Source organism: Paenibacillus tuaregi (assembly GCF_900086655.1).
Classification (GTDB): Bacteria; Bacillota; Bacilli; order Paenibacillales; family Paenibacillaceae; genus Fontibacillus; species Fontibacillus tuaregi.
Genome location: NZ_LT575476.1, coordinates 4,304,934 through 4,318,975 on the forward strand (window position 1 = coordinate 4,304,934; position 14,042 = coordinate 4,318,975).

Annotated in this window: 11 protein-coding genes; 3 read left to right on the forward strand and 8 right to left on the reverse strand. The window is 49.7% G+C overall.

Features of this window, described 5'->3' with window-relative positions; genetic code table 11:
- On the reverse strand, positions 1 to 840 hold an 840-nt coding region (locus tag BN6628_RS19265), incomplete at its 3' end, for an aminotransferase class I/II-fold pyridoxal phosphate-dependent enzyme (RefSeq protein ID WP_148449331.1).
- A 197-nt stretch (positions 841 to 1,037) separates the two neighbouring features.
- On the opposite strand from BN6628_RS19265, the gene BN6628_RS19270 reads away from it, so the two are divergent.
- Entirely contained in the window at positions 1,038 to 1,448 is a 411-nt protein-coding gene (locus BN6628_RS19270) for a hypothetical protein (protein WP_068619964.1), read from the forward strand.
- On the forward strand, positions 1,445 to 2,515 hold the full coding sequence (locus BN6628_RS19275) for a phosphodiester glycosidase family protein (RefSeq protein ID WP_068619965.1): 1,071 nt from the start codon (positions 1,445 to 1,447) through the stop codon (positions 2,513 to 2,515). Before BN6628_RS19270 ends, BN6628_RS19275 begins: the two co-directional genes overlap by 4 nt.
- A 274-nt stretch (positions 2,516 to 2,789) precedes the next feature.
- Here the strand turns inward: BN6628_RS19275 and BN6628_RS19280 are convergent, their stop codons facing one another.
- From BN6628_RS19280 to BN6628_RS19295, 4 genes are all read right to left on the reverse strand, one after another.
- A complete protein-coding gene (locus BN6628_RS19280; RefSeq protein WP_068622459.1) occupies positions 2,790 to 3,044 on the reverse strand; it encodes an AbrB/MazE/SpoVT family DNA-binding domain-containing protein in 255 nt (84 codons plus the stop codon).
- Between the two features lie 228 nt (positions 3,045 to 3,272).
- Positions 3,273 to 3,737 carry a tRNA (uridine(34)/cytosine(34)/5-carboxymethylaminomethyluridine(34)-2'-O)-methyltransferase TrmL gene (gene trmL / locus BN6628_RS19285; RefSeq protein ID WP_068619966.1) on the reverse strand — a complete coding sequence of 155 codons (465 nt, stop codon included), beginning with the start codon at positions 3,735 to 3,737 and terminating at the stop codon, positions 3,273 to 3,275.
- 340 nt (positions 3,738 to 4,077) lie between these two features.
- A complete protein-coding gene (locus tag BN6628_RS19290; RefSeq protein ID WP_068619967.1) occupies positions 4,078 to 5,874 on the reverse strand; it encodes a S41 family peptidase in 1,797 nt (598 codons plus the stop codon).
- Positions 5,875 to 6,276: 402 nt separating this feature from the next.
- Positions 6,277 to 8,055 (reverse strand): ABC transporter substrate-binding protein, encoded by a 1,779-nt coding sequence (locus BN6628_RS19295; protein WP_068619968.1) that lies wholly within the window; start codon positions 8,053 to 8,055, stop codon positions 6,277 to 6,279.
- 111 nt (positions 8,056 to 8,166) lie between these two features.
- Between BN6628_RS19295 and BN6628_RS19300 the strand changes: the two genes are divergently transcribed.
- Positions 8,167 to 9,387 (forward strand): MFS transporter, encoded by a 1,221-nt coding sequence (locus BN6628_RS19300; RefSeq protein ID WP_068619969.1) that lies wholly within the window; start codon positions 8,167 to 8,169, stop codon positions 9,385 to 9,387.
- A 71-nt stretch (positions 9,388 to 9,458) separates the two neighbouring features.
- Here BN6628_RS19300 and serC read toward each other — a convergent pair whose 3' ends face one another.
- The 3 genes from serC to aroF all read right to left on the reverse strand — a co-directional run bounded on the left by serC (position 9,459) and on the right by aroF (position 13,536).
- Entirely contained in the window at positions 9,459 to 10,547 is a 1,089-nt protein-coding gene (gene serC, locus BN6628_RS19305; protein ID WP_068619970.1) for a 3-phosphoserine/phosphohydroxythreonine transaminase, read from the reverse strand.
- Positions 10,548 to 10,830: 283 nt separating this feature from the next.
- Complete coding sequence (gene glnA / locus BN6628_RS19310) at positions 10,831 to 12,255, reverse strand: type I glutamate--ammonia ligase (protein ID WP_068619971.1); 1,425 nt, start codon at positions 12,253 to 12,255, stop codon at positions 10,831 to 10,833.
- A 228-nt stretch (positions 12,256 to 12,483) separates the two neighbouring features.
- Positions 12,484 to 13,536, reverse strand: a complete 1,053-nt coding sequence (gene aroF, locus BN6628_RS19315; RefSeq protein ID WP_068619972.1) for a 3-deoxy-7-phosphoheptulonate synthase — start codon at positions 13,534 to 13,536, stop codon at positions 12,484 to 12,486.
- Positions 13,537 to 14,042: the final 506 nt, after the last annotated feature.

Consider the following 14,042-nt stretch of genomic DNA (forward strand, 5'->3'; position numbering starts at 1 on the left):
GCCCGGCCGAACCAGCAGCGCCGCCGATACTCCCGGGAGGCCACGGTGCCCGGCCTGCTCCGGGAGCTTCAGCCTCGCCTCCTGCAAGCGCTGAACCAGCGCCCGGTCGGCCCTAACCCAGGCTGCATGGATGCCGTGCCCATCCATGGAATCCAGCTCGGCCGTCCTTGCCCCGGCTCCTCGCCCCCCAGCAAGGGCGTATATAGAGCCTTTGAGGTAGCTTTCCTCCCCTGGAACAGGTGCGCGGCCGCCGCTTCGGTCGGCCACGGTCCAAACCTTATTTTCTAGCGCCACCTCAAGCATCTCAGCCCTTCGCCGGGAACTCCAAGAGATCCCGCAAGTATCCGATCCATCTGGCGTGAAGTAAATGAGCCTCGGCTTATGTTTCCGGATTAAAGTCCGGCATTCCCCAGGAAGCATCCCATCCGGATCACAGGGCACCCCGATAATTTCTACCCCGTTCCTAAGGAATATTTCCCTGGCAGCAGGCGATACCGGTGTCTCCACCAGCACCTTCTCTCCCGGCTTCAACAGCGCGTTCGCAAGCAGTGCGAGAGCCCTTCCCCTACCAGCCGTGACAAATAGGCCCCGCCCATCTTCCAGAGCCGGACTATCTCCGTGTGAGAACCACCCGCTTATTGCCCGGGTTACCTCCGCCTGAAGAACTCCTTCACCAGCAAGACTCAGGAGTTCTTCTTGAACCTCTCCCTTCCAGGCTTCATATGCGGCTTCCCGCCAGCCGTCCGGGAGAAGTCCTGTCTCCAGACCCTCCTCCGCCAAGGAGATAAGCCCATCCCCCGGTGGTCTCCTCTCTTCAGGGTCTAATTTTCTTTTCGTCATCCCCCATTCACCTCCAAATCTCCGCTTGTTTCCTATACCTATGGAAGTCCAAGGTGCCTAATACCCGCGATTCTGACTTTTTCTCCAACAAATCTCTTTGAAAACATTTACATTTTTTGCGGTCAACAGGGCGAAATGATAGAATGATAGAATACTAAAAAGGTAAAATTTATAGAAAATGCTTTGAGGTGATTTACATGTCTTTCTCTACGGAGCCTGTTTCCACGCCTCCCGCAACGCGCAGCCAGAGAAATCGGGGAACGTCCGTAAAAGTATTTCTGGTAATCTGGCTCGTGCTTATTGGGGCGGGGATTGCCGCAACCTATTGGTACAGCAACCATCTGCAGCAGGCCATGCTGAAGAGCCTGGATGCCAAGTGGCAAACCCAGACGAATGCCATTAAGGCTGATTACAACGCCAAGCTGACCTCCCTGTCCAAGGAAGTGGGCGAACTAAGCAGCAAAGTGCAGTCTTTTAATGAGCTGTTGACTTTTACGAAGGACAATGCAAGCAATAAGACCGATAACAGCAACAAGCTGTACACCCAGTTAAATGAAGTCAAAAAACAACTTAATGCTCTTCAGAGCAAGATGGACCTGCTGAAATGAACATTCAGGTCAAACAAGTTAACCGGTTCTTTATGCTTGCAACAGCCCCTTTCTTCGGTCTGTTCATCGCTTTGCTGCTCGGAAGCGTTCACCTGAACTGGGAAGGACAGCAGGTGGCCCTGCCTGAGCCGAAGGAGCTTAATCAGCATGTAACCTCATTGTCACAGGGACTGACTAATGCTGAAGAGACAGCTAAATATACGATTTCCACCATTCGCAAAACCTCGCTGCTGTATCAGAAGACGACTAGTGCAATGTCGCAAATTGTCACATCGGCAAGCTCGGCTTCCCGGCGCCCGGAAATGATCTATGATCACCGGATCACGGCCAAGTTCGGAACAGCTCCCTTTGAGACCGTACAGAGCGACAAGATCCGGATTGAGTTGTATAAGATTAATCCGGGGAATTATAAAGGGTACGCCATGAAAATCAAACTTAAAACCCCTTCTGCCATGAAAATGGCTGTGGCCGGCGACAAGCTCGGCGCCGCAGAGACGACCATGCAGGCAGTCAAGCACAGCGGTGCTGTTGCCGGGATCAATGCCGGCGGATTCGCGGATTCAGGCGGCAAGCGCTACCCGCTCAGCACCACGATCCTGAACGGCAAATATTTGACCGGCTTTGAGCCGAGCTATAAGGATCTATCCTTTGTCGGCCTGAATCAGTCCGGCAAGCTGATCGGAGGAAAATTCTCCAGCCAGGACCAGCTGGACCGGTTGAAGCCTGCCTTCGGGGCCACCTTCGTTCCGGTGCTTCTGCAGAACGGGTCCAAGACCCCCATCCCAGCCAAGTGGATAACCTCCCCTTACCGGGCGCCCCGCACAGTAATTGGCAGCTACCGGGATGATCAGCTCCTTGTACTCGTTGTCGATGGTTATGACGAGAAAGGCGGTTCCGGCGCGTCTCTTCCGGAGCTACAGGACAAGCTGTATAATTTGGGAGTGCAGAGCGCCTACAACCTGGACGGCGGTGGATCGACCTCGCTCATCCTAAACGGCAGAGTGATTAATAAACCTTCAGACGGATCGCTGCGTCCGGTCCCTACTCATTTTTTATTTTTCAAATAATAGAGCTTTTAATTTTATATCCGGGATGGTTATAATAGGGGAAGAGAGTAATTGCCTGGAGGTGGCCTTGTGTCCTTTTCACTAACGTTCTGGATCATTACCTTGGTATTTGCCCTGTTTGTGGGCGGAATTCTAACTGCAGCTTATAACGACGATAAAACTAAAGGCTTGTAATGAAGAAGAAGCACTTCCACGCGGAAGTGCTTCTTTTCGTCCCTTGTCCGGGCATATAAAAAGCGCCGCTGCTTAGCGGCGCCCCAACCAAGACAAAAGCTTACGCATGTCTTGGTAAGTGGTTCATTTCAACCAGGCATTGTCCACAGATGGACCGTTCTTTGAACTCGCTCACATCTTCCATATTTCCACAGAACACACACTTCGGACGATAACGCTCAAGGATAATATGATCCCCTTGTACGAGAATTTCGACAGGGTCCCCCTCATTCATTTGATATCTCTTCCGAAGCGATTTGGGTAAGACGATTCTCCCCAGTTGATCCACTTTACGGACCACACCAGCAGGTTTCATAACAAGCACACCTCTCCCGAAAAATATAAACAGACCGTGCATGAATAGGGCTCTTCACTGAAGATATAATAAAGCTTCCCCCTTCTTATATCGGCAGAAAAGAAAAAGATGGAAGGTCTTTAAATAAATTTATTTCGGCATTTTTTTCCTGAATCCTGCTTAACGATCTAATTTTTGTGATAATTCACGAAAAAATCGCAACTTCAGACATATTTACACATAAAATCCTTACTTCATACCAGGAAAATCCAGCTGCCTCAGCGCTTCATACACAATAATCGCAGCAGAATTGGACAGATTCAGCGAGCGTACCTTGTCGGTCATGGGCATCCGGATTAAGCTGTCTGGATGGGCCTCAAGGATTTCCGGCGATAATCCTTTGGTTTCCTTGCCGAACACAAAGAAGTCTCCATCCTGATATTGATAGTCACTATATCTTTTGTCCCCTTTGGTGGTGGCGAAGAAGAATCTGCTGCCTTTATACATCTCCTCAACCTCTGCGAAGGAATCATGGTATTCGATATGAACAGCGTACCAATAATCGAGGCCGGCGCGTTTCAGCGTGGCGTCATCGGTACGGAAGCCAAGCGGGCGGACAAGATGCAGATGAATTCCCGTAGCCGCGCACGTACGGGCGATGTTACCGGTATTCGCCGGAATTTCAGGTTCAACGAGTACAATATGTAAAGCCATGATGAGTGAAGCCCCTCTCTTGTGCGAAAGATTACATCAAATTCATCCTTGTATTATATCACGTTCTTCCCCTATTCAAACAGCCTGCCTTATTCTCTTCGGCGTATCCATACATCCTTATACCGCACTTTGCCCCGTGCATTCAGGCTCATCCCTCCAAATGCCCCGTCATAGTTCGCGGTCTGCACACTGTGGTACAGGGATGGGATATTACAGCTTCTACGAATAGTCCGCAGTTTCAAGCAGCTTACTTTATTACTAACAGGCAGCCGGAATAAACCGGCCGCCTATCGTTCATCCATCATTACTAACAATTCAGAAGAGCATACACTGTTCTGTTCTATTGATTGTTTTGCTTGGCGTTAATCGTTTCAATAGCCTTCTCCAAATAAACATCTCGCCCTTCACGGACTTCCTTAATCGTTCGCTGCACCAGCACGGTAGGCTGAATGCCGATGAGATGGTGCTGGCTGCCGTCTTGTTTCAAGGTTACTAGACCTGTCCATCCCACGATACAGCCACCCGGCAGTTGAATAAAATTCGCGTCTCCATTTGCCCCCGCAGTCGGTTGCCCGATAATATCCGCCAATCGGTAATGTTCGACGATACCCATAATTGTTTCGGAATAGCTAACTGCGCCTCCATAAGTCAGAAACGCCACTTTGCCCTTTAATTTCGATTTCTCCGGTTCATGTGTATATTGTATGAGATTAAACTTCACGTTTTCATGATCCGGAAATACAAACAGAGGCATATGGAATTGCGGCGTCTGGAATGGAGAATCCGTTAGATATTTCAATATATTTATCCCGATTGTACCCGGATACGGATAACCTCTTAAATCGAAGATTACGCCTTTTGCATGTCCCAGCTTTGAGAGGTTCTGTTGGAACATGTCTTCGGTCAACCTTGTCAGATTAACGTAATAAATACCGTCCTTTACCTGTTCAACAACGCCTGGCGTGATGAATTCCTCCACGGTTCGGTCGCCATAAAGAATGGTAAGATCGAGTTTGGTCTTACCCCGTTGCACCGTCAGCCTGGCTTCTGTCCCCTTTTTCCCTATATAAAATTCACGGGCAGCTAATATACGTTTATATTGCCTACTGCCTTGCATAGTCAGTTCCAACTCTTTAAAGTGCGAGTCTGCTTTCTTCCCGTTTATCATTAAAATGACATCTCCGGGCTTAAGACCGGTCTCTTCTTTGGCGTTCGTTACCACAACTTGATCTTCAATCCATTCGACCCGATAAGGAGCGTATACCGCCTCGCGTTCAAGTTCAGGAACTATAAAGAGGCTATGCCCATCCTGCAGTTTCGCCAGCATCCGCTTCATGGTAAGTGAATACTGATCCAACGTACGATTGTTCAAGCTTTGCTGCAGCGCATCGATTAACGTCCGCTCCCAATCGACCTTCACGACATCGAAATAAGGGTAGAAATGCTGAATGGCATTCCAGGTTATGACGACATTAGCCAATTGGACATTCCGATCGTTTAGCGAAACTTTATCCAATTTGATCTTCGCAAGCTGTTGTTGAAGCTTGGTAAGTCTATCCGCCGATTCGGCCGTTGCACCAATCGTCCCCTTACTGTCTCTGTACAGAACGATTGGAATATGAGCGAATACGCCCGGGGTTATCTGCTTGACAACCACCTCCCCCGGCTTCAAAATATGCTTTTGAAGTAGAATTTCGCTCGTGCCCTCGGACTGCAGCCGTTCGCTCGTGTACATTTCTTGGGGAGAGTTCATTTTGACGCCTTGGTGCAGCCATGCGGTCAAATTGCGGGCCTGCTTAGGCCGGTTGAGCCGGGCTGCTTTGTCCTTGTTCGTAAAGCGCATCGTCGGCGCAATCGGATAGAAGAGTTCTTGGAGCGCTGCCGTTAATTCCTTGTCCGATTTTGCAGCCCTGGCCTTGCTCACCCCATAAATGGCGAACCGTTGCCAGTCGATTTTCTCGTTCTCGTCACTCGGGTGGAAGAATCGTATGTACCCGTAGAGCTTCGTAAATGCTTGAACGTTCGTAATCTCTCGACTAACGGGGGCCTCCTTTTCCTTCGCCATAGTCGGTACAGCCGACACGAGAAAGACCATCATCGCTACGACTAAAAGACTTATCCGCTTCATTTTGTTCATATTTTCCTCCTGAAAAATATTTAGTATCATGCGTCCATCCGTTTGTTACTTTTGATTCTTTTCTAATCTGTTTGTTCATACCACATCAACCTCCTCATTGGTAATGTCCTAATTTTATCCAATCAATATTGTCGATTGAATAGTCTTAGGACCAGTTTAAAAATAGACCTTGGTCGAGTTCGCAACTGGACACTCACCGGATAACCTGCCGAGAAAATCCGCAGAATTCCACATGAACCTACTCATAAGGACTAAGGACATTCATATGCAGAGATCCCCTATCCGCCCTCGATTGATCCGGGCATAGTGGTTGCCCAATCCAAGCGATCAGGCGATCGGCCTGAACTTCACGGATATCATAAGAAAAGAGGTGCTCCCTGTATCGGGGATCACCTCTTCTATCTATTTCCTCCGGCGTATCCATACATCCTTATACCGCACTTTGCCCCATGCATTCAGGCTCATCCCTCCAAATGCCCCGTCATAGTTCGCGGTCTGCACACTGTGGTACAAAAACAGAACATTATAGCTGCTTCGGATCAGTTTCTCAGCCTTAAGCAGTTCCTTGATTCTTAACTGGGCATTACTTTCCGCGATACATCGCGAGATACATGCATCCACTTCCACTGCCACATCGCTGCCCAAATGTCCACGAACAAACGAGGTGGCCGAGGTATACAGATTGATTAAGGTTAAGTCCGGCTGCTCACCCAGTACCTCGCCGCCAAGAATCAAATCCGCTTCCTTGATCCTTTCCGGCTCGGACAGCTCTCTTATCGGAAAAGCACGCCATGCCAGCTGTATGCCCAAGCTTCTGCAGCATGCCTGTATCCATGCTGCGTTCTCCTCATTGCTGGGCATAGCATACGTGTACAGCCACAAAGTCTCGCCTTGGTAGCTGGATTCGGACAGCAGACGGCGGGATTCCTCAAGTAAGGCTGGCTGGATGCAGCCGCTGTCTCCCGGGTAAGGGAAAAATCCGGCTGAGGGTCGGGTTCTGATCTCGCCCAATTCCCGAATCATTTTACCGCGGTCTATAGCGCTATGAACGGCCTGGCGGAATTTGGCATCCTGTAGAACTCCCGGCTTTTTCATATTAAAGGTCAAATAGGTGCTGCCCTGCTCAAGCTGCTGCAGATGGGGCTTGGCTCCACTCAAGGTCTGGGCTTCAAAATAAAGGAGCTGAGCCTTCGGGTCCTGGGGCTGCAATGTATGAATCCCCTGATAGTTGGGCCATACCCACATCTCGATGCGGTCCAAATGCGGGCGGGTGCCAAAATAATGCTCATGGGCCTGCACAACCAGCATGGACGAGTCATTATGAGTTAACTTGAAAGGCCCTGTTCCAATAGGATTCCGGGCGAAGCTGGCTTCATCCAGATCAGCCGGTACGATACAATACCGCTCTGAAGCCATCACATTCATAAACAATCCCATCGGGCGGTCAAATTGAACTTCAAGCTCATATTTGCCTTGGATCTGAATCCGCTGTATGGCGGACAGCATCCAGTCTTCCGGCTGGAAGCGGCGCACACGCTCCAAGGTAAACTTCACGTCCTCTGCGGTCATACGTCTGCCGTGATGGAACAGGATTCCCTTCCGCAGGTGAATGCGCCATATCTGGCCGTTGTCCTCACTTTCCCATGCATGTGCCAGTCCAGGAACCAGCCTGCCCTCTTCGGCAGAATATGTACATAAGGGATCAAATATCTGCTCGATCCAGTGAGCCTCAGTCCTGCGGATTACCCCTGCCGGGTCCAGATCAGGGACCTCCCTGTAGAAGGGAAACCTGAGGATGTCGATGGACTCGCCCCCTGGAACAACGCCAAACTGGGAGGATAACCATGCTGCAAAGAGCTCGGCCAAATGCCCGTCCTGGAGTGAATCCACAAGCCCTAATGCCTCATTAAGCCGCCCTTCTTGAACCTTACGGCGGGCCAATTCCAGAACAAGATCTTGATGTGAGCCTAGGAACGTCAACCTGGAGAGGTGTCCGCGCCCACGGCCGGGCTCCCAGACCAGCAGTTCCATCTGGCTCATGCGCATGAGCAGAAGCTGGGCGTTCCTGCGCGTGCATCCTAAGGCGTCGGTTAGCTCATCCATCTTGACTGGAAAAGCCTGATTCTCCCCTTGATGGGAGTATCGCTGCCTAAGCCGGAAATAGTATTTTTCAATTTCCATCTGAGTCCACTCCGTTTAAAAGGTGAAATACTTGGATGAAAGCTTCGCTTTTTCTTCCTCTTTTCAACCAGTATACTGATCCCACAATAACACGTAAAGAAAGGTGATCAGATGACTTTGTGGTTAAACAAGCAATTTCTGATCCTGCTGATCAGCGGAGGGATTCTGGCAGTCGGGAATAAAATCTACGAGCTGGCTCTGCCGCTGATTCTGTATGATCTTACACATTCCTCTGTTGCTATGTCGGTCATGCGGGGGATTGATTTCCTGCCAAACTTATTACTTGCCGCCTTCATTGGTGTGTGGGTCGACCGTGCACGAAAAAAGCTTTGGTCCGTCTTTAGTGTGTTAGTCCAGCTGATTCTGTTGACTACTTTATATTTCTGGACCGCCTATGGAAGCCCATCTATCTATGTGTTCTATATCACCGGCTTCCTGCTCATGACTCTGGGTTATGCTTATTCTAATGCCCGTGTGGCACTGGTCAAGCTTGTTCTTCCTGGGCAGCATCTTACTCCAGCCAATGCGGCTTTCAGCTTCCTCGGCACAGCTATCGCCATCATGGGCCCGGCATTGACCGGCCTTATTCTGATGTTATCCGACCTTAATGCCGGTCTGCTGCTTACCGCCATAGCTTTTGTACCAGCCTGCCTGCTGATACTCCTGCTCCCTGCAGACCCGGAGCCTTCAACTGTACCCCGCGGCAATTTCCGTCAAGAGCTCAAGGAGGGCTGGAATGAGCTGCTGCGCAACCGGATTCTGAAGCAGATTACGGTGCTGGTGATCTTTCTCAATTCCACAACCGGTATGGTGGATGCGACAATTGTGTTCGCAGCCAAGGATGGATTAAGGTTGGACAATGCTGCACTTGGACTTGTACTGTCTGCAGGAGGCATCGGCGGACTGGCTGGAAGCCTGCTCATCAGCCCGCTCAGATGCCGCTTCAGCATCGGTCATATCCTAGGCGTAACCACACTGCTTAGCGGGCTTGCCTATGCTGTCCTGTACTTTGCCCACAACGGACTTATTCTCGCTACAGGCCTTTTCTTTGACGGGATGTTCGGGACGATCAGCTCCATATGCATTTGGACCTATCGCCAAGAATCTACTCCACAGCATCTGATTGGGCGTGTTAGCGGCATCACAGGTTCGGCTTTTAAGCTGGGCATGCCCTTTGCCATCCTCGCAGCCGGATGGATATCCCAGCATTACTCTCCCGCCCTTGTCTTTGGAACAGCGGCTCTGCTGAATATCGTAATGTTCATCGCCTGCCGCATGAGCTCTCTATGGAGCCCGCGCTTTACAGAAGAATTGCGGATTAGCGCCCATTAAAGCACCATCCTAGCAAAAAAAGAGGCGACCCCCTTGCACCGGGGGTCACCTCGTCAACATTTTACATTTAATTAGCCGTTCTTCTTTTGGAATTCACCCATAAAGTCAACAAGCGCTTTGATATGGTCATAGGATACGGCATTATAGATGGAAGCACGCAGGCCGCCGACGCTCCGGTGTCCTTTGAGACCGACAAAGCCTTCCTGCTCGGAAGCTTTGACGAACTGCTTCTCCAGCTCCTCCGACTGCAGCCGGAAGGTAACGTTCATAATGGAACGGCTGTCCGGATTGGCAAATCCACGGTAGAATCCGCCGCTATTGTCAATCGTATGATACAGCAGCTTGGCTTTCTCCCGGTTCTTCGCTTCGATGCCTTCCAGTGAGCCCTGCTCTTCGATCCATTTGAGCACCTGGTTCACCATATATATCGAGAAGGATGGAGGAGTATTGTACAAAGAGTTGTTCTTGGTGTGTGTGTCATAACGAAGCACGGTTGGAATGTGCTTAGGTGAGTTCTGAATCAACTCTTCACGGGCTATCACTACGGTTACTCCTGAAGGCCCCAGATTCTTCTGGGCGCCGGCATAGATCAGCCCGAAGTCTTTAAGGTTGAAGGAACGTGACAAGATGTCACTGGACATATCTACAACTAGAGGAACACTCCCAGTGTCCGGGAAGCTGCTGAACTGCGTGCCCTCGATAGTTTCGTTGGATGTCACATGCAAATAAGCCGTATTCTCAGGAAGCTGAAGATTCGACAGATCTGGAACCGATTTGTACTGGTCCTCTTCAGAGGAAGCCGCCACAAAGGTGTCTCCAATCAGCTTGGCTTCAGCGATAGCTTTATTCGCCCAGCTGCCGGTCTTGACATAACCAGCAGATTTGCCTTCGGTAAGAAGGTTCATCGGAAGCATAGCAAATTGTGTAGAAGCCCCTCCCTGAAGGAATAACACTTTATATCCTTCCGGATTACCAAACAGACCTAGCAGCCGGCTCTGAGCCTCGTTATGAACCTCCTCATACACCGCTCCGCGGTGGGACATCTCCATAATCGACATTCCCGTACCATGATAATCGACAAATTCAGCCTGGGCGCGCTGCAGCACTTCCAGGGGGACCGCTGCAGGACCCGCATTAAAATTGTAGGCTCTCTTACTCATTGGACTCCCATCCTCTCTTTTCTTAAAGTAAGTTGAAACACGGTGTTTAGTTACGGTTTACTATAACAACAATCGATCCAGGCATCAAGAACATATTGAGGCTGCGTGGACAAGTTTGCAGAATTGACACATTACCGCTTTATCTTGTCAAAGAATAGTTATTTCTGACATGTTCATCTGGTAAGGACAAGCCTGATTTTGTCAAAAAAGAAGCCGTCTTCCCGGGCCGGAACGACCAGGTGGGACGGCTTTTTGGCTACGATATCTTCATGGATAAGTTCGATTACAGATCGAAATACAGTCCGATCTCATGCGGATGAACACGCATATTAACCGCCTTGGATTCCTTGCGTTTCAGTTCAACAAAGTTATCGATGAATTCTTGGGTGAACACGCCGCCCTCAGTCAAGAACTCACTGTCTGCCAGAAGAGCATCCAATGCTTCATCAAGGGAACCTGGAACGCTGCGGATTTCCGCTTTCTCTGCATCCGACAATTCGTAAATGTTCTTATCGAAAGGCCCGTATCCTTGCTCTTGCGGGTTGATCTTACGTTTGATTCCGTCAAGACCGGCAAGCAGCATCGCGGAGAACGCCAGATATGGATTCGCGGTGGAGTCCGGGGTACGGAACTCGATACGGCAGCCCTTAGGAGTTACGGCAGCTACAGGAATGCGTACTGCTGCAGAACGGTTACCTTTGGAATATACCAGGTTCACTGGGGCTTCATAACCCGGAACAAGGCGTTTGAACGAATTCGTGCTTGGGTTCGTGAAGGCAATAAGCGCAGGCGCATGATGCAGAATCCCACCAATATAGTGGAGCGCCATTTCACTTAGATTAGCATAACCGCCTTTTTCATAGAAAAGAGGGGTGTCGCCGTCAAAGATAGACTGGTGAACGTGCATCCCGCTACCGTTGTCGCCAAACAGCGGTTTAGGCATAAAGGTTGCCGTTTTGCCAAATTGCTGTGCGGTATTATGAACGATATATTTGTAAACCATCAGGTTATCAGCGGTTTTGAGAAGTGTGTCAAAACGGAAGTTGATCTCAGCCTGCCCTGCTGTAGCCACCTCGTGGTGATGACGCTCTACGCGAAGGCCTGCTTCTTCTAACAACCGGCACATTTCGCTGCGGATGTCCTGCTGCTTATCAGTAGGTGCTACCGGCACGTATCCGCCTTTAACAGGGATTTTGAAACCAAGGTTGCCGCCCTCTTCGCTGCGGCTTGTGTTCCAGCTTGCTTCTTCCGAATTCACTTCGTAGTAGGAACGGTTCATACTGCTCTCATAACGGACATCGTCAAAGATGAAGAACTCCGACTCTGGCGCGAAGAATGCAGCTGTCCCCACTCCACTCTTCTTCAGGTACTCTTCGGCACGAACAGCGATGCTGCGCGGATCGCGCTCATAACGGTTGCCGTCCGGTGTAAAGATATCACACAGAATGTTCAAGGTAGGATGTGCGGTGAAAGGATCAACAAAACATGAGTTGGGATCCGGCATCATTACCATGTCAGACTCTTCAATACCACGGAAGCCCGGGATTGAGGAACCGTCAAACGCTACACCATTTACAAAAGTCTCCTCATCCACCTCTTTGGCTGGCAGGCTGATATGGTGTGCACGACCTGACAGGTCTACAAAACGGAAATCCACCCACTCAATTTGTTTCTCCTGAATAGTGTTCAAAACCTGCTGTACAGACATCTTAATCCTCCCAATCACGAACATTAAAGCACTAGATAACACTCAACGTTCATACTTAATATTTAATGTCGTCATTATAATCCTAACAAAAACAATGCGTCAATACTTATGTAAGGTATTTTTGTTTTTCATGTCAGGTATTATAACATTTTATCACTTTACATAAAAAACCTGGCCCCTTGCTAAGGACCAGGCGTTCAATCGGTTATGGTATTTCCCGGGAAAATATTACACACTTACAGTATTTAAAGCAGATTTCGGGGTATTAAATTGTCTTCCGACAATTGGGGCCAGCTTCTCCAAGTCCTGCAGAAGCGCTGCGAATTGATCAGGGAACAAGGATTGCACCCCATCTCCGGTCATGGAATTGTCAGGATCTGTGTGCATCTCGATAATCAGACCGTCTGCACCAGCCGCAACGGACGCTTTAGCCATTGGCTCTACAAGCTCACGCCGTCCTGTGCCATGGCTTGGGTCTGAGATCACCGGCAGATGGCTGAGCTGCTGCAGGACCGGAATTGCGGACAGATCGAGCGTGTTGCGGGTATAAGTCTCAAATGTGCGGATTCCCCGTTCACAGAGCATCACGTTCGGGTTCCCGCCGGCAAGGATGTACTCAGCCGCGTTGAGAAGTTCGTCATAGGTTGCACTGAAGCCCCGTTTAAGCAGGATCGGGCGTCCACAGCTGCCCAGCTTCCGAAGCAGATCAAAATTCTGCATATTTCGGGTACCAATCTGAAGAATATCCGCATATTCCGCACATACGTCAACATATTCCGGTGTCATAACCTCGGTAATTGTAAGCAGACCATGCTTCTTCCCCGCTTCAGCCATCATGATCAGACCTTCCACACCGACTCCCTGGAAGCTGTACGGGCCTGTGCGGGGCTTAAATGCGCCGCCGCGCAGCACTTGCCCTCCTGCTGCCTTCACTAAACGGGCAATCTCATCGATCTGCTCCGGCGTCTCCACCGCACACGGTCCACCCATGACTACAAGCTCGCCGCCTCCAATGGTGACATCGCCAAGGGAAATCACAGTATTCTCAGGGTGGAAATCCCTGCTCGCAAGCTTGTAGGATTTCGAGATCTTGATGACGTTCTCTACGTCCTTCATTTGACGCAGATGCTCTGCAAGCTTCGGTTCGATCTGACCAATCAGGCCGATCACGGTGCGGTCACTTCCACGGGATACGTGAGCTTGGAGCCCTTCTTTTTCGATGACAGCAATAATTTCCTGAATGCGCTCTTCAGGAGTCTGATTAGAAGTAATTACGATCATGTTATGACATCCTCTCCGGGGAAAATTTACAGTTGTCTCATTCTATATAAAATTAACTTTATGAAAGTTACCCTATTCGGGCGCTGCGATGCCGAGTGTTCTTACGACCGCTGTTGTCTCCGAAATGCTTGAACTAGATATTAATGGGGCATTTCGGAGACAAAGGCGAACGCTCCGCTTCTTCAGAATCACTCGGGATCGAAGCTGAGATCGGTTCATTCTAAAGTTCATTTTATATTGTTTAAAGTTGAAGTTAATGCAGAAATTCACTTCCGCGCTTAAACGCTTGTTCGCTTTTAAGCTTTTATCCATTAAAGTAACTATACAGGAGTATCTCCCTACCGTCAACCCTTGGCCCCTCCCGGGTACGGAAATCGCCCCTTGGAAAACGCTATAAAGGCGTATCAGTCAAGGGATATAGAGACAAGAGTATTTTCCCAATAGGTTCACAATTCGAGCAGCAGTCCCTGGGAGTCTTCCCACCATAACAGGTTTCCAAAAAATAT